Raw genomic sequence first — 17780 nt, 5'->3', positions numbered from 1 at the left:
AATAGGTGAAAGGTTATAAATAATAGGGATTTCAGAGCTTCACTGTGAGCTTGTCGAAACTCACAGCGAAACCCTTACAACCATTCTTAATAGACAACCTTTGTACGTGAGTGCTGATAGTATCAGCACCTTTAAGAAAGTACTGCTTCTACTTCTTTAGACTCGGCTTTTTGTTGGAGAACGTTGGGGACTTCTGCACTGAAGGCTTCACCATGAACGACTTCTGAACGGAAACCATCAACTCCTACTGGAACATCACCAGTAATAGTTGTCCGATAAAGTAAACGTTCAACATCCAAATGATCCAAATCTTGGGGAGCTAAATGCACAGTAGCGCGATTGTCCCAAAAGGCGATATCACCGTTATTCCAACGGAAGCGAGTGGTGTAAGCTGGCTTGGTGATTTGGTTGAAGAATAGTTCTAACAACAACTTACTTTCTTGTGGTGATACACCAACAATATGTGAAGTGAAGCCAGGGTTTACAAACAACGCACGTTCACCAGTTTCAGGATGAACTCTGACGACTGGATGAATGGAAACCAGTGGGTTAACAGCAATTCGCTGGGCAAATTTGCCATTTTCAGGTTGATAGCCACCTCCATTGAAGCGATGTTCCGCTTTTAAGGTATCGGCTAAATCACGTATAGGTGCTGATAGTCCTTCATAGGCGGCTACAAGATTACTCCATTGGGTATCGCCACCAAAACTAGGAACATTAACTGCACGTAAAACAGAGGCGGCTGGTGGGTTAATTGCTGCTGTTACATCTGTGTGCCAAGGGCCTCCACTGCGAAAACCATACTGTCTTTCATATAGTTTCCGGTCTACAGGTTTAAGTTGGGGAAATCCTGGTACTGGTTCAACTTCTCCTAAAGGATGAGCAAAGGTGACTTCGCCAAAACGAGATGTAAACTCGACTTGAGCCGCATGATCAATATTTTGATTCCGAAAGAACAATACTTTCCATTTCAATAAGGCTTTGCGAATCTCTTTAACTTGCTCATCAGACAAAGGACGTTTGAGGTCTACGCCGTTGATTTCTGCACCGATGAAACCAGCTACTTGTTTGACTTCTATATGTTTGTAGCCCATGAAAATTCTCCAGAGTTTGAATGTTGACAGGACTTACGCACAAAAATTTTCTGCGGAGACTGGGTGTAAGGGTTTTGGACATATACACCCCTATACCCTTCCCAAAACCCTTGGTTTTTCGTCTCACTGCGTAAGTCCTAGTTGAGTAATGTTCACACTCCCCTGCTGTCTATGGAATTTTGCTGATATCTCATCAGAAAATTTTGATATTGGGAGTATAACTAAACATATCATACACTATTCCGATAAACTTACCGTAGTATGTGGTTGATATTTAGCAATTTTTTGTGTTTTTGCCTTGATAGTAGTCACCAAGTCGTTTGGATTTTGAATTTTAGATTGGGAAATGGCTGTATTTCAGACTTCAGATGATAATCTCAGTCCGGCTTGCTTCATCAGAGGGAGAATGCGATCGCCAAAAAATTCCAGGTCTTCTTTAAAGTCATAAAAACTCAATTGCAAGCCATCAATACCAGCCTGCTTCAACTGGATAAACTGCTCAACTACCTGTTCAGGTGTACCAATGACTTCGATATTTCCACCAATCGCCCGACGTTTCAGTGCATCTTTACCGACACGACCCTTCCAAGCGTGAGCATCACTGTCAAATCTGCTAAAGCCTAAAGGTGCGTCAGGATCAGCATACGCAACGATCGCATCGTGGTAGTCCCAAGTTTCGCGCTCAGTTTCCCGACTGATCACCATAGGGTTAAGAAGTGTGCGGACTTCGCGCCCAATATCCCGCGCTGCTTGCTTCACTCTTTGGGTATGGGCTGGTAAGAGTGCGATCGCACTAGCAAAATCTGACCCTCCAGGACTAGTAATAAATACAATATCTGAGTAACGCGCCGCAAAAGAAATACCTGCATCTGAACCTGTAGCATTCACCAACACTGGGCGGCCATATTTCGGCTTGGGTGTGACAAAGGCTCCACCAAGTTTCCAAGTGGACTTTCCTTCAAAAGAAAAGTTCTCGTCATCATTCCACAGACGTTGTACCACTTCTAAGAACTCAGCCGCCAGTTCATAGCGATGATCATGCTCAATGCGGTTCCAACCAAACATCTCATGTTCTACAGCCCGATGTCCGGTTACGATATTAATGCCCCAACGACCCCCTGATATATGGTCTAACGTCGCACCATATTTGGCTAAATGCAACGGGTGAATTGGCCCATACAACACATGAATAGTAGAAATGAGCATAATTTTTTGGGTGATGCTTGTCAGAGCAGCTGTTGTGATAAACGAGTCTAGAGCTTCTCCGTTGAAAACACCTCCATAGCCACCCTTGGGAAGCCACTGTGACAGCGCAAATATCAAATCAAAACCTAATGTCTCAGCCTTAAGTACCAGTGCTTTGTTATATTCAAACTGCCAGTCAGTAGTGCGTGGTAATCTAGATGCGCTCCAACCTCCTGCCTGAATGGGTAAAAATAAACCCAGCAATACAGGTTGTTTCAATGCTTGAGAAAGAGGGCTAAGAGCAAAATCCGTTGGAGCCGCAAATCTGTCCCAGCCGACAATTGAACCAGGATGATGGCTAAGAATCATAGTTGAAATTGTGTATATATTTTCAGATTGCAAAAAAATTCTACATTATAATCCGGTTAATCGATAGAATTAGTGTTATATAGATATATAGGACTAATATTTGATTTATGAAAAAAATCAGTAAACTCAGGTCAGGCTTCTTTCCTACTCCCTACTCCCCATTCCCTACTCCCTGCTTACACAACTAGATTCAGAAATCAAATCGGATTCCTATATAAGGCGATAATAGCGAAAATGTGAGTTTTTCTTAGGTTTAGGAAAAATACCTATATAAATTGTTTTAAAAAGTTAATAATTACCCAAAATGTAGGCTTGGTTAAGTTTAAATACTTAATCAAGTATTTCTTTTAAACCATTAGTTAATAAAAATATCTCCGGCTTATCAAAAAAGTTGGATATCTCATAAATACTGATTTTCATAAATTAAATTTTGCTTTAAAAATATCAAAAAAATAATTTAGAATAATATTCTTAGCTATACTAATATTTAGGTAAGCTAATAATTTTCTACCCTGGTAGTATTTTCTATTTGAGTTAGTTACATCTGTTAGAAGTGAGGAGGAAAGATGTGGCTTGTAGAATAGGAAAATACTCTAAAAAGTCTTACTAAGAATACAGGATGCGTCAGAAAATTTACCTGTTTTATCTGTAAGTAAATTGTTGTCTTTTTACTACCAATTAGTTCTGTTCAACTGTGCTTAATAACATCTATAAAGATGTGTAGTAGCTAATAAATAACGAGGAGAAAGAGACAAGTAGAAAACCATGATTCTAACTTTTCATACCATTTCACTTTAAAAATGATACATATCGGCAAGCAGCGCCTCGACTTCTCCTGATGGAGACGCTGCGCGAACACTTGCTACAAGTCGCTCGGTGACCGGAAGCAGAGGAAGTGATTTGTATCAGTAATTCTGTGAATTGGTATTAATCTTAGCTATTTTGTATTCCTAGTCAGAATGAGAAAACTATGAAAACTACGCAAGAAACAGCTTGTAAAGCTAATCAAAAAACACTCAGAGGTAAGAAAAAACTCACCTGCTCAAAACCACCACAACCAGGTTCAACTCAAGGAAACTGCCCTTTTGATGGAGCAATGGTTTCTACCGGAGCTATTACTGATGCTGTGCATTTAGTACATGGTGCTGTTTCTTGTACTCATAATCCTTGGGCGACTCATGGTAGCCTTTCATCAGGCTCACAACTCTACCAAACTGCTTTTACGACTGATTTTAGTGAGGGTAATATCGTTTTTGGTGGAGAAAAGAAACTGTACAAAGCTATTTTGTATGTTGCTCAACACTATCATCCTGCGGCTATTTTTGTTTATGCTACTTGTCTGACAGCTTTGATTGGGGATGATATTGATAGCGTTTGTAAAATGGCCACACAACAAATTAATATTCCGGTCATTTATGTGAATGCACCTGGATTTCTTGGTAGTAAGAATTTGGGAAATCGGATCGGTAACGAAACTTTATTGAATTATGTTATCGGTACAGCAGAGCCAGAATTTACGACACCATTGGATATTAATATTGTTGGTGATTATAATGTCGCTGGCGAAACTTGGAATATTTTACCATTATTCCAAAAACTAGGGATTCGCGTTCTTGCCAAAATCACAGGTGATGCTCGTTATCAAGAAGTTTGTTATGCTCATCGTGTCAAATTAAATGTTGTGCTTTGCTCCAATGTAGCTATCCAAATGGCACAAACGATGCAAGAAAGTTATGGGATTCCATATATTGAGGAATCTTTTTATGGCGTAACCAACTTAAACAATTGCTTGCGGAATATTGCAGCAAAATTGAGTTTATCTTTAGAAGATAGTTGTGTGGCTCATGAGTTGCAAAAACGAACAGAAGATTTGATTGCTCAAGAAACTGCTGCTTTGGATATTGCTTTAGCTCCATATCTTGCTGATTTAAAATGTAAGCGGATTATTCTTTCTACTGGCGGCGTAAAAAGTTGGTCGTTGATTTTAGCAGCTAAAGACTTGGGAATGGAAGTTATTGCGGCTACAGATGGCAAAACAACAGACGAGGAGAAAGTAAAAATTAAACAATATCTTGGTGAAGATGGAATAGTTTTGTCAGACACAACTCCCCAAGCATTATTAAAGGCATTACACCAAACAAAGGCTGATGTTTTGATTACTGGAGCTGGTAATAAATATACAGCACTCAAAGCACAGATTCCTTTCTTAGATATTAACCATGAACGTCATCACGCTTATGCAGGTTACACGGGTTTAGTGGAACTAGCACGGGAATTGCATGAAGCTTTGTATAGTCCTATATGGGAGCAGATTAGTAAAGCTGCGCCTTGGGATGAAAAATTCAGCTATGCCAAATACTGAGTGCTAAGTAAGCTAATTTAGGTTGATAAAAATGTAAATGGTCATTTGTCATAACACAAGACAAATGACCAATACAATCAACTAGTACAGTTCGTGCCTATCGATCTATTAATAATCAAAGTCGCCACCGCCTAAGCCGCCACCAGGAGCAGCAGGGGCGGCATCTTTTGGTTCTGGTTTGTCAACTACAATTGCTTCGGTAGTCAATACCATACCTGCGATTGACGCGGCATTTTGGATGGCGGAACGTGTCACCTTAGCGGGGTCAACAATTCCAGCCGCAAACAAATCAACGAATTCGCCGGTTGTTGCGTCGTAACCGACATTGAATTCTTTCTCTTTGACTCGTTCTGCAATCACCGCACCATTTTGGCCGGCATTTTCCGCAATTCGTTTGAGAGGTGCAGCCAAAGCGCGAGAGACAATTAACGCACCGATTAATTCTTCATCTACTAAGTTAGCCTTCGCCCAGGTTTCTAACTCAGGAGCCAAATGTGCCAGTGTTGTACCACCACCAGGAACAATACCTTCTTCAACAGCTGCTCTGGTAGCGTTGATGGCATCTTCTAGGCGTAGTTTGCGGTCTTTGAGTTCGGTTTCTGTGGCTGCACCGACTTTCACCACTGCAACCCCACCGGCTAATTTCGCCAGACGTTCTTGGAGTTTTTCTTTGTCGTAGGAAGACTCAGTTTCTTCGATTTGGCGGCGGATTTGTTCTACTCTTGCCTTGACAGCTTGCTCGTTACCTTCTGCTACGAGGGTGGTGCTGTCTTTGGTGATGGTGATGCGGCGGGCTTTACCGAGTTGGTCGAGCTTGGTAGCATCAAGTCTCAAACCAGCATCTTCGGTAATTAACTGTCCACCTGTGAGAATAGCAATATCTTCGAGGATAGCTTTACGGCGATCGCCAAATCCAGGTGCTTTGACAGCCGCAACATTCAACACACCCCGCAAACGGTTGACAACTAAGGTTGCCAGAGCTTCTTTTTCAATATCTTCGGCAATAATTACTAAGGGTCTGCCTTGACGTGCGACTTGTTCCAGAATCGGTACTAGGTCTTGTACCAATGTGATTTTCTTATCAGTTAACAGCAAGAAAGGCTCATCTAGGACTGCTTCTAACCGTTCTGCATCAGTCGCAAAATAGGGAGAAATATAACCCTTGTCGAAGTTCAAGCCTTCTGTAACTTCCAGTTCGGTGGTGACTGATTTACCTTCTTCTAGAGATACTACGCCTTCACGACCAACTTTATCTAAGGCTTCGGCAATTAAAGCACCGACGACTTCATCATTACCCGCAGAGATCGCTGCAACCTGAGCGATCGCTTTGGAGTCTTCCACAGGACGAGCGTGTTCTTTAATCTTATCGACTAGAAAACCTGTGGCTTTGTCAATACCACGCTTGAGTTGAATGGCATTTGCACCAGCCGCAACGTTTCGCAAGCCTTCTTTGACAATGGCGTGAGCTAATACTGTTGCTGTGGTTGTGCCGTCTCCCGCCGCATCGTTAGTTTTAGAAGCAGCTTGACGAATTAGAGCCACGCCTGTGTTTTCCACATGATCTTCTAATTCAATTTCTTTAGCGATGGTGACTCCATCATTCACAATTTGAGGTGCGCCAAACTTCTTTTCTAAAACAACGTTACGACCTTTGGGGCCGAGGGTAACTGCTACCGCTTCTGCCAGAATATCAATACCTCTTTCCAAGGCACGACGAGCATTTTCGTTGTAAATGATGCGTTTAGCCATAGTAATTTCAGTCCTTTTTAGATTGTGTAGGTTGATGATTGGCTATTTAGGAATGATGAATAATGAATGGCGATCGCCTATGACACAATTGCCAAAATATCCTTTTCTGACAACAGGACATACTCTTCTATACCTAGCTTGATATCAGTGCCAGCGTATTTAGAGAACAGCACTTTATCGCCAATTTTAATATCAATAGTTTGATAGGTTCCGTCATCGTTGCGTTTACCAGGGCCGACAGCGACAATTTCACCTACCTGCGGTTTTTCTTTAGCACTATCAGGCAAAAGAATACCACCCGCAGTCTTTTCTTCGGACTCACTAATTTTGATAAACACGCGATCGCCCAAAGGTTTAACGGTAGATACGCTCAACGCTATAGCTGCCATACAAAATTCTCCAAACTCACTTTTTTGAGGTAAATGTTCAATTCAACTGAGAGGAAAATTCCTCATAGGTTGTGTTTTTCAAATTAAACCCTAGGCATGGAATGGCTTCTGATTAAACTAACTAAGCAATAGCGAGTTAAATCAGAATTGCCGGTAGAGGAGTTAGTACAGTAAGTTTATCGAGTTACCGTACTTTACTGTGTTAAGTATCATGTCACATAGTTTGAAAAAAATCAAGTAGTGCAGTAAAGCCTATATTCCTAGCATTACTTAGAATAACTAAATATTTGTTTTACATATACTAAGTACTTGAATTTTTTGAATGGCAATGCAATACTGCTAAATTAACTACGTTAAATCGGTCAATAATTAGTATTTTAAGGAAGCCTATGTAAGACTTGGAGAGCTAACTTTTCAGGTCTTCTAGAAATTATGCCTAGATGAACTTGGCTAGTTATGTATGTAACTTAGCCTCGCTCATTATCTGGGGAAGATTGCCCTTCCCCATTTCTTACTTTTCAAGGAGTAAATTTCATGAATAGTTCTACTCATCAAGACGCTGATGTTTTGATTATTGGTGGCGGCCCGTCTGGAACTTGGGCGGCTTGGAGTGCAGCCACCAGTGGCGCAAAAGTTGTGTTAGTAGATAAAGGTTACTGCGGTACAAGTGGTGCAGCGGCCGCATCTGGAAATGGCGTATGGTATATACCACCAGACCCAGAACAACGAGAAGCCGCAATGGCCAGCCGAGAAGCGATGGGAGGTTTCCTGGCAGATCGGCAGTGGATGAAGCGGGTATTAGACCGTACCTATGACAACATTAATTCTCTGGCTGACGAAGGCTACCGTTTTAGTGTGGATGCAGAAGGAAAAGTTATCCGTCGCTCTTTGCAAGGCCCAGAGTATATGCGGTTTATGCGGAGAAAGATTAAGCAAGCAGGGGTGAAAATTTTAGACCACAGTCCCGCTTTAGAGTTATTGGTGGATGCAGAAGGCGCGGTAGCTGGTGCTAAGGGGATTAATCGACAAACCGGGGAACACTGGACAGTGAAAGCTGGAGCCGTGGTGATTGCAACTGGTGGCTGTGCCTTTTTGAGTAAGGCTCTGGGTTGTAATGTTTTGACAGGAGACGGTTATTTAATGGCTGCTGAAGCCGGGGCTGATTTCTCTGGGATGGAATTTTCCAATGCCTATGCGATTTCGCCGGCGTTTTCTTCGGTGACTAAGACCCGATATTATGATTGGGCTTCTTTCACCTATGAAGATGGCACAGTAATTGAAGGTGCAGGTTCTAAACGTGGTCGTTCAGTGATTGCTAAGACATTGCTGACTCAACCTGTGTATGCACGTCTCGACCAAAATATGGATGAAGCAACTAAAGCATGGATGCGAGCTTCTCAGCCTAACTTCTTTGTGGTATTCGATCGCGCGGGGATAGACCCATTTACACAAAGATTCCCGATCACTTTGCGTTTAGAAGGAACTGTACGCGGTACTGGTGGGATTCGGATTACTGACCATACCTGCGCTACCTCAGTTAATGGACTTTATGCGGCGGGGGATGCTGCTACTAGAGAATTAATCTGCGGTGGTTTTACAGGTGGTGGTAGCCATAATGCGGCTTGGGCAATGTCTTCTGGCTATTGGTCGGGACAATCTGCGGCTAACTATGCCTTGAGTTTGGGTGAAAAAGCCAGCCAGCGCAGTGTTCAGGGAGTGGGTGCAGCTGGGTTACGTGGCGGCGGTGATCATCAATTCTCTGCTGAAGAAGCGATCGCGGCAACCCAAGCTGAAGTTTTTCCCTATGACCGCAACCTCTTCCGCAGCGAATCTGTATTAGGTGAATCTTTAGAAAGATTAGATCACCTATGGCAAGAAATCCGCCGTAGTAACACACCTTATGATAGCCATATTGTGCGATCGCGGGAAGCAGCAGCGATGGTTGCAACTGCACGCTGGATGTACAACAGTGGTTTGCAACGCCAAGAAACTAGAGGGATGCACAAGCGGATGGATTATCCGCAACAAGACCCCAACCAACAATATCGCCTGTTGAGTGGTGGGTTAGATCAGATTTGGGTCAAGCCTGAGTCGATAGTTGCAAAACGGGAATTAGTCACAGTGTAAGTTTTAGGGATTGAGGAAGGAATGAGGCTGTTGCTTGATTTCTTCCTTTTTTCAACGCAGTCCCGATGAAACAAGTTTCATAGCCAAGCATGAAAGAGCGAGTACTATGCTTACTCAGCACTTTTAACTCAGCACTCAGCACTTTCAAGTCAGAGGGGCGCAGAGAATTAAAGAGTTTAGAAGTTGTGAAATCTTATACATGAAATTATTATCTTTATTTAAATTAAATCTTGATTTGCCTGCGTTGCGATCGCGCAATTATCGCCTCTATTTTGCCGGACAAGCTTTGTCGATGACGGGCAATTTCATGACCCAGGTAGCGGTGCTTTGGTTGATTTATCAATTAACCGATTCGGCTTTAATGTTAGGAATAGCAGGATTTTTTGGACAATTACCAGTATTTGCCTTAGCTCCAATTTCGGGGATTTTAGCCGATCGCTACAACCGCCATCGTTTGTTATTGTTATTTCAGCTTGTTGGGATTTCTATCTCAATTATTCTGACTGTCATCACATTTTTAGGTTTGGCTAATTTTTGGACATTGCTAACCTTGAGTACATTATTAGGTTTGCTCAAAGGCTTAGATGTGCCGGTTCGTCACGCATTTGTTAGTGATATGGTGAGTCGAGAACTGATGGCAAATGCGTTGGCGTAGCCCGCCGAAGGCATCGCGCTTAATGCAGCCTTTCTCAATGGAGCGCGATTAATTGGCCCGGCTCTTGGTGGGATTTTGATTGCTAAGTTTGGCGCAGGCTACTGCTTTTTATACGATAGTCTCAGCTATATTGTGGCTATTTGGGCAATTACAGCAATGCAAATTACACCGCGCACAGTGGAAATACAGACAAGCGATCCTTGGCGAAAGTTGCAAGAAGGATTTCAATATGCTTATCATTTCTTACCTGTGCGTTCTATCTTGCTATTACTGGCAACAGCTAGTTTAGTGGGTATGTCATATACGACACTTCTACCCATCTTTGCAGTCGAAGTTCTGCATGGAGGTTCGGAAACCTTGGGTTTTCTCACAGCCGCAGCTGCTATGGGTTCGGTGTTTGCTTGTGTTTATCTGAGTTTTCGCCAAAATATCGTAGGTTTAGAGCGTTTAATAGCCTTTTGTCCGGCGATTATGGGGGTTGGCTTTATTTGTTTTTCTGTCTCTCAAGTCTTCTGGATTTCTCAGTTAGCTTTGGTTATGGTTGGCTGGAGTTCTACACTCCAGGTAGCTGCAAGTAATACATTGCTGCAATTTATTGTGGAAGATAGCAAACGCGGCAGGGTAATGAGTTTTTATGCTATGTGTTTTATGGGTATGGCTCCTTTTGGTAATCTCCTCGCTGGAACTCTCGCCAATTATTTAAAAGCTCCCAATACTTTGATTTTAGGTGGTGTAATCTGCATTTTAGGTTCGTTATTATTCATACAACAATTACCCCAACTAGTGAAATTGATCAATTTGAGGACAAAGTTAGTAGCAAATTAATGTGCTGATATTAATTTGCACTCCTAAATTGTTTTTTTACTTCATACTCATCCTCAAATATTCACATCGCTCTACTTACAACCATTGTTTAGATTTATATGAGATGAAATATCTTTGGTATTCTGACAACGATATCTGCATTAGAGAATAAATTGTGTTTACTAATACAGTTGGATGGTTAAAGTTTTTAATGCTCACCAATCTCTGTAGATACACAGTAGCAATTTTTGCTTAAATGATAAAATTTTTTGTGCAGATGGGAATACTAAGCTTAGTATTTACATCAATTTGATACTATGCTGAGAATTCCCGGTTATAAATTGGGTAAAGAAATTTACAACGGCTCTAAAACTTTGGTTTATCGGGCTATTCGAGAGATTGATTCATTATCAGTAGTACTTAAAGTGCTGAAGAATCCTTATCCGAGTTTTAATGAACTTGTACAGTTTCGCAATCAGTATACCATTGCTAAAAATCTCAACTCTCCCGGAATTATTCAGACTTACAGTCTAGAAAATTATGAGAATGGCTATGCGTTAGTCATGGAAGATTTTGGTGGAATTTCGCTGCGGGAATGGGGAATTAGGAATCGGGAGTTGGGAGGGAGGGTAAGTTTAGAGTTTCTGAAGGAATTTTTACAGATAGCGATCGCCCTTTGCAATTGTTTAGAAATACTTTATCGAGAATCAATTATTCATAAAGATATTAAACCCAGCAATATATTAATTAATCCTGAAACTCAACAAGTTAAATTAATCGATTTTAGTATTGCATCTTTATTACCAAGAGAAACTCATACTATCCTGAATCCCAGCGTTTTAGAAGGTACACTGGCTTATATCTCACCAGAACAAACAGGGAGAATGAACCGGGGAATTGATTACCGGACTGATTTTTATTCTTTAGGGATTACTTTTTACGAATTACTCACAGGTGAGTTACCCTTTCAATCAAATGATCCCATAGAGTTGGTGCATTGTCACATTGCCAAAAAAGCACCTTTAGTCAACCAAATTAATTCCCAAATACCCAATGTACTGGCAGAAATCATCAACAAATTGATGGCGAAAAATGCAGAAGATAGATATCAAAGTGCATTAGGAATAAAATTTGATTTAGAAAATTGTTTACAGCAGCTAAATTCTACTGGGGAAATTCAAAGATTTGAAATTGCTCAACAAGATGTGTGCGATCGCTTTATTATTCCTGATAAACTCTACGGTAGACAAGCAGAAGTAGAAACTTTGTTGCAAGCCTTTGACAGAGTTAGTCATGGCGCAACCGAAATGGTATTAGTTGCTGGTTTTTCTGGTATTGGCAAAACCGCCGTTGTCAACGAAGTTCATAAGCCGATTGTCCGCCAACATGGTTATTTTATTAAAGGTAAATACGACCAATTTCAACGGGATATTCCTTTTAGTGCCTTTGTGCAAGCCTTCCGAGATTTAATGGGACAGTTGTTAACTGAAAGTGATGCCCAAATACAAGCATGGAAAACCCAAATATTAACAGCCGTTGGCGAAAATGGACAAGTAATTATTGAAGTTATCCCCGAATTAGCGAGTATTATTGGCGAACAACCACCAGCCGTAGAATTATTTGGTAAAGCAGCCCAAAATCGCTTTAATTTGTTATTTCAAAAATTTACCAAAGTCTTTACCAGTGCGGAACATCCCTTAGTTATATTTTTAGATGATTTGCAATGGGCAGATTCAGCATCATTAAAGTTAATGCGAATATTAATGGCTGATACAAATCATCTTTTATTAATTGGTGCGTATCGAGATAACGAAGTTAACCCTGGACATCCATTAATTTTGACTTTAAATGAAATCCGCAAAACCAAAGTAGTAATCAATACAATTACTTTGGCAGCACTAGATCAGGAAAATATTAATCAATTAGTTGCTGATACTTTCAAATGTTCTGTAAATTTGGTCATAAATATTTCTCATAAAATATATCATAAAACTCAAGGCAATCCTTTTTTCACAACACAATTTCTCAAGGCATTATATCAAGATAATCTGATTAAATTTGATGCAAACTTAGGTTGTTGGCAATGTGATATTGCTCAAATTACAACTCAAGCAGTTACAGAAGATGTTGTTAATTTCATGAGTTCGCAACTGCGAAAACTCCCAATATCGACTCAACAAGTATTAAAGTTAGCTGCTTGTATTGGAAATCAATTTGATTTAGAGACTTTGGCAATTGTTTCACAACAATCAGAAGTTGAGACAGCTACTGCCTTGTGGAAAGTTTTAAAAGAAGGATTGATTTTACCAATTACTGATGTTTATAAATTCTATCAACAAGAGTCATTAGTTAATAGAGAAAGCAATGTTAATATTTCGTTGGATAATATTGAAGAACAGACAAATGAATCAAGACAAATAACAGTTGCTTATAAATTTTTACATGACCGTGTACAACAAGCAGCTTATTCTCTGATTCCTGACAATCAAAAACAAGCAACTCACTGGCAAATTGGTCAATTACTCCAGCAAAAGTTATCAGAAAGTGAACAAGAAGAAAAGCTATTTGATATTGTTGGGCATTTAAATCAAGGTCAGGCATTAATTAGCCAAAATAGCGATCGCCAAATCCTCGCCCAACTGAACTTAAAAGCTGGTGCTAAAGCAAAAACAGCCACAGCTTATGCTGCTGCTGTCGCCTATTTACAAACTGCGATCGCACTTTTGGAATCTAACTGCTGGCAAACCCAGTATGAATTAGCCTTAGAAATACATACAGCAGCAGCCGAAGCCAGTTATTTAAATGGTGATTTTGCTGGGATGGAAAAGTTTGCTGCATTGGTGTTGCAACAAGCTAAAACCATCCTTGACAAAGTAAAAATCTATGAAATTCAAATTGCTGCCCAAACTTCTCAAAGTCAAATGTTAGCAGCGATCGCAGTTGGTAGAGAAGCTTTAAGACAACTAGGAATTGAATTCCCCAGCGAATTAGACGAAGTTCATCTTGGCAAAGCTTTAGCAGAGGTAAACCAGCAACTCAACAACAGAGAAATTGCCGAACTGATTAACCTACCCCTGATGAGTGAACCCACAGCCCAAGCTGCAATGCAACTTTTAGGTATGTTGTTTGCACCAGTGTTTCTGGGAAACCCCAGTTTACTGCCTTTATTGGGTACAACGATGGTGCGGTTATCGCTGGAATTTGGCAATGCGCCCGCCTCAACGGTAGGATATGTAACCCAGGGTTTGGTACTGTGCGCCTTTTTTGGCGAAGTTGCAACCGGCTATAAGTTCGGGAAATTAGCACTCTCCCTACTAGATAAATTAAATGCTCAAAGCTGGCAATCCTGCACTTTCACACTGTTTGCTTGTTTCATTCAACATCGTCAACAACCATTTTTAGCAACCTTTTCCATATTAAAAGAAGCCCACAGAACTGGTATGGAAACAGGTGATTTTCTCTATGTTGGCTATAGCATAGCCATCTATGCTTTTACCGCACTGTTTATTGGCGTAGACCTGAATACATTAACGTTGGAATTTCCTACTTCTAATGCTGTTCTGACTCAGGTGAAGCAAGATTCTGCGCGTGTTTATTTAGACATGATGCAGCAAGCAGTCGAGCAATTGAAAGAACCAGTCAGTCAGCCAGATTGCTTAATTGGCAAGATATATGATGAAACAGTCATGTTGCCAAAGCACAAACAAGATAATGATCTCACAGGAATCGCCTTTGCTTATATTTACAAACTGTTGCTGGCATACTCTTATGGTAATTATGCTAATGCCCTCGACTACATTACCCAAGTCAAACCCTATTTAATGGCATTATCAGGACTGATTCATATTCCTATTTTCCATTTTTATGCAGCCCTCACCCACCTAGCAATTATTTCCACACAACCAGAAGCAAAAGAAATTCTGAATGAGGTAGAAAATCATCAAGCAAATTTGTATCAATGGGCGCAATTTGCCCCAATGAACCATTTACATAAGTGGCATTTAGTAGAAGCAGAAAAATGTCGAGTTCGTGGTCAAAAATTAGCAGCAATGGAACATTACGATCGCGCCATTACTCTTGCCAAAGATCACAAATTTCTCAACGAAGAAGCCTTAGCAAATGAACTAGCTGCCAAATTTTATCTTGGTTTGGGTAGAACAAAAATCGCTCAAACCTATATGCTGGAAGCTTATTATTGTTATACACGTTGGGGTGCAGAAGCTAAAGTCATCGATTTAGAAACACGCTATCCCCTACTACTCGTGACAATTCTGCACAAACAGCAAGCATCTTTCAAAGCCACAGAAACCATTATTTCTTCCTCTTCAGAGAAAGTTGATAGTTCTAGTTTCAGTAAAAGTAGTCTTTCAACCAATCTAGATTTAGCCAGCATTGTCAAAGTTTCGCAATCGCTATCTAGTGAAATTGAGTTAGAAAAATTACTCTCAACTTTATTAGAAGTCATACTCAAAAACGCTGGTGCTGATAAATGTGCATTACTCATGCCAAAAGGTAATTCCTGGTTCATTGAAGCACTTTATCAACTCGAACAACCCAGTTGTATTTTGCGTTCTCTCCCCTTTGATGATCATCAAACATTACCCCTGAGTCTAATTAATCAGGTGAAAAATTCTCTCACCTTAGCAGTGATTGAGAATGCAGCCACAGAACAAACCCTAGCGGCTGATCCTTATATATTAGAATATTCCCCCAAAAGCGTGCTTTGTGCGCCAATTTTGAACCAAGGCAAATTGATTGGCATTTTATATTTAGAAAATAACCTGACAGTGGGAGCATTTACCCGCGATCGCCTAGAAATTTTACAGTTATTAATTTCTCAAGCCGCCATCTCTTTAGAAAATGCTCGATTGTACGCACAACTAGAAGATAGAGTCAAAGAACGCACTCAAGAACTCAACCACAAAAACGAGGAACTGCAAACAACTTTAAAAGAATTGCATCGTACCCAAACACAAATGGTACAAAGTGAAAAAATGTCAGCTTTAGGCCAATTAGTCGCCGGTATTGCCCACGAAATTAATAACCCCATTACCTTTATACATGGCAACTTAAATTACATTCAGCAATATACCAATGATTTATTACATATAGTAGATACCTATCAAGACCACTACCCCCATCCCCCAGAATCCCTAAATGCAGAAATCGAAAATCTAGATTTTAACTTTGTGAAAGAAGATTTACCGAATATTCTCAAATCTATGCACATGGGTTCTGAACGCATTCGACAAATGGTGTTATCTTTACGCAACTTCTCTCGTTTGGATGAATCAGAATATAAAGCGGTGGATCTGCATGAAGGCCTTGATAATACATTAGTCATGTTGCAATATCGTCTGCAAGCCCAGACTAATCGTCCAGCAATTGAAATTATCAAAGAATATGGCGAACTACCGTTAGTAGAATGCTGCGCTAGGGAAATTAACCAAGTATTTATTAGTGTAATTGTTAACGCGATCGATGCCCTAGAAGAAAAAAGTCGTCATCACAGCTTACAAGAAATTACAGCCAACCCCAATCAAATTCAGATTCGGACTCTCACAACCGAACTAAACCAAGTCCAAATTATCATCGCCGATAATGGCGTTGGTATTCCAGACAATATCCAATCCCGCTTATTTGACCCATTTTTCACAACTAAACCTGTAGGTAAAGGCACAGGTTTAGGATTGTCCATTAGCCATCAAGTGATTACAGAAAAACATAGCGGTTCCATTCATCTCAACTCTGTATTAGGTAAAGGAACAGAATTTATCATTACTTTACCTATTAAGTCAGATAAACATCCTCTTACTAACGTAATGGTTGAACTTTCATGATCATCTCTGTTTATAGGAATCCGATTTGATTTCTGAATCTAGTTATATAGGTAGGGGGTAGGGAATGGGGAGTAGGGAGTAGGAAAAAAGCCTGACCTGGGTGTACTGATTTTTTTCATAAATCAAATATGAGTCCTATAGCAAAACATTGATTTCTCAAGCATTTTAGATTTAAATATGATTTTTTAATTAACTAATGAAATAGTTTGTTAATCAAATCTATAGATTTTTATTTATAATTGTAGTCTGTAAAAATAATCTCATTGCATCAATACGGGATTGCATATAATTTTCTGAAAAATCATAGATATTCCTTGGGTAATTTTACGTTAATTTCTGTAAATTTTTATACTAAAATAGTATAAATCTTCTTGTTTAGTGTGAATCTGTGTTGTTTGCTACTTCGTTGATAAAGAGTTAGCAAAAACAATTCCCTAGCATCGACGTTAAACAGCTAATTGCGATATAAAGTATTTACCCAGAAAAAAGTAACTCCAAAGCAGTTAATTTTTTAGGACTTATAAAGTTAATTGCCTTGACTGTATGACTTGTATCCAATATTTATAGAATTGCCATTAATAAGCGCGATATTAATATCGTTGCTATTAGAGCAAGACTTATTACTGACATTTATAGAGGAATCTGTTTCCTGTCAAATACTCGCTGTAGCTTTAGCTAGTACAAAAATAACTCCCGTTTAATTAGCTCAATTTTGGTTAACTACCTAATAGGTATCTATAGTATATTTCTATCTTATTCATAGAGAATATACATTGTATAACTTGTAGTTTATCCAACTATAACTGCTTCTAACTAACTTGAATTGATAAAAAAGGTAACTAAGTTATGAACGACAAACTTCGGCTAACAATACTTGAACCAGCAGGAATTTTAGATAAAATTACTGGCAATCAATTGCAAAATGAAATTAGCAACCTGATCAACCACGGTACTAACGTTATATTGATTGATATGCAAGGAATTAAATTTATCGATAGTTCTGGCTTGGGTTATTTAGTGTCAGCAATGAAAATTGTCAGTAATGCTAACGCTAAATTTTTTGTCTGCTCTGTTAGTGATCAGGTTAAAATGTTATTTGAAATCACTAAAGTGAACAAATCATTACAAATATTTGCTGACAAAGACGACTGTAAACGCTATGTTTTAAACACTTTATCTCGGATGTCTTACAGGTAAAAAATTGAG

The 17780-nt window shown here is 39.8% G+C and carries 8 protein-coding genes and 1 pseudogene; 5 read left to right on the top strand and 4 right to left on the bottom strand.

Annotated elements, in window-relative coordinates; all coding sequences use genetic code 11:
- Positions 1-131: 131 nt before the first annotated feature.
- Both H6G77_RS17640 and H6G77_RS17635 read right to left on the bottom strand, forming a co-directional pair.
- A complete protein-coding gene (locus H6G77_RS17640) occupies positions 132-1094 on the bottom strand; it encodes a TauD/TfdA family dioxygenase (RefSeq protein WP_190872254.1) in 963 nt (320 codons plus the stop codon).
- A gap of 357 nt (positions 1095-1451) precedes the next feature.
- Positions 1452-2648 carry an LLM class flavin-dependent oxidoreductase gene (locus H6G77_RS17635; protein WP_190872253.1) on the bottom strand — a complete coding sequence of 399 codons (1197 nt, stop codon included), beginning with the start codon at positions 2646-2648 and terminating at the stop codon, positions 1452-1454.
- A gap of 970 nt (positions 2649-3618) precedes the next feature.
- Between H6G77_RS17635 and nifE the strand changes: the two genes are divergently transcribed.
- Positions 3619-5010, top strand: coding sequence for a nitrogenase iron-molybdenum cofactor biosynthesis protein NifE (gene nifE / locus H6G77_RS17630; protein ID WP_190872252.1), 1392 nt, complete (start codon positions 3619-3621; stop codon positions 5008-5010).
- Between the two features lie 108 nt (positions 5011-5118).
- Here nifE and groL read toward each other — a convergent pair whose 3' ends face one another.
- Together groL and groES are read right to left on the bottom strand one after the other, a co-directional pair.
- Entirely contained in the window at positions 5119-6759 is a 1641-nt protein-coding gene (gene groL / locus H6G77_RS17625; RefSeq protein ID WP_190872251.1) for a chaperonin GroEL, read from the bottom strand.
- Between the two features lie 77 nt (positions 6760-6836).
- On the bottom strand, positions 6837-7148 hold the full coding sequence (gene groES, locus H6G77_RS17620) for a co-chaperone GroES (RefSeq protein ID WP_190588452.1): 312 nt from the start codon (positions 7146-7148) through the stop codon (positions 6837-6839).
- A 534-nt stretch (positions 7149-7682) separates the two neighbouring features.
- Here groES and H6G77_RS17615 point away from each other — a divergent pair.
- The 4 genes and pseudogenes from H6G77_RS17615 (at position 7683) to H6G77_RS17600 (ending at position 17771) form a co-directional block, all read left to right on the top strand.
- Entirely contained in the window at positions 7683-9275 is a 1593-nt protein-coding gene (locus tag H6G77_RS17615; protein WP_190670587.1) for an FAD-dependent oxidoreductase, read from the top strand.
- Between the two features lie 199 nt (positions 9276-9474).
- Positions 9475-10755 (top strand): annotated as a pseudogene (locus H6G77_RS36635) (MFS transporter).
- Positions 10756-11051: 296 nt separating this feature from the next.
- On the top strand, positions 11052-16574 hold the full coding sequence (locus H6G77_RS17605; RefSeq protein WP_190872250.1) for an ATP-binding sensor histidine kinase: 5523 nt from the start codon (positions 11052-11054) through the stop codon (positions 16572-16574).
- 846 nt (positions 16575-17420) lie between these two features.
- Positions 17421-17771, top strand: coding sequence for an STAS domain-containing protein (locus H6G77_RS17600; RefSeq protein WP_190588455.1), 351 nt, complete (start codon positions 17421-17423; stop codon positions 17769-17771).
- Positions 17772-17780: the final 9 nt, after the last annotated feature.

The organism is Aulosira sp. FACHB-615, assembly GCF_014698045.1.
Classification (GTDB): domain Bacteria; phylum Cyanobacteriota; class Cyanobacteriia; order Cyanobacteriales; family Nostocaceae; genus Nostoc_B.
The sequence above is the reverse complement of the archived record's forward strand: the minus strand, read 5'-3'. Positions and strand labels throughout refer to the sequence as shown.

Bases quoted from the DNA above. Each gene is read 5' to 3' on its own strand.
- H6G77_RS17600 (WP_190588455.1), top strand. From the start codon at position 17,421: ATGAACGACAAACTTCGGCTAACAATACTTGAACCAGCAGGAATTTTA.
- H6G77_RS17640 (WP_190872254.1), bottom strand. From the start codon at position 1,094: ATGGGCTACAAACATATAGAAGTCAAACAAGTAGCTGGTTTCATCGGT.
- H6G77_RS17635 (WP_190872253.1), bottom strand. From the start codon at position 2,648: ATGATTCTTAGCCATCATCCTGGTTCAATTGTCGGCTGGGACAGATTT.
- H6G77_RS17615 (WP_190670587.1), top strand. From the start codon at position 7,683: ATGAATAGTTCTACTCATCAAGACGCTGATGTTTTGATTATTGGTGGC.
- groES (WP_190588452.1), bottom strand. From the start codon at position 7,148: ATGGCAGCTATAGCGTTGAGCGTATCTACCGTTAAACCTTTGGGCGAT.
- groL (WP_190872251.1), bottom strand. From the start codon at position 6,759: ATGGCTAAACGCATCATTTACAACGAAAATGCTCGTCGTGCCTTGGAA.
- H6G77_RS17605 (WP_190872250.1), top strand. From the start codon at position 11,052: ATGCTGAGAATTCCCGGTTATAAATTGGGTAAAGAAATTTACAACGGC.
- nifE (WP_190872252.1), top strand. From the start codon at position 3,619: ATGAAAACTACGCAAGAAACAGCTTGTAAAGCTAATCAAAAAACACTC.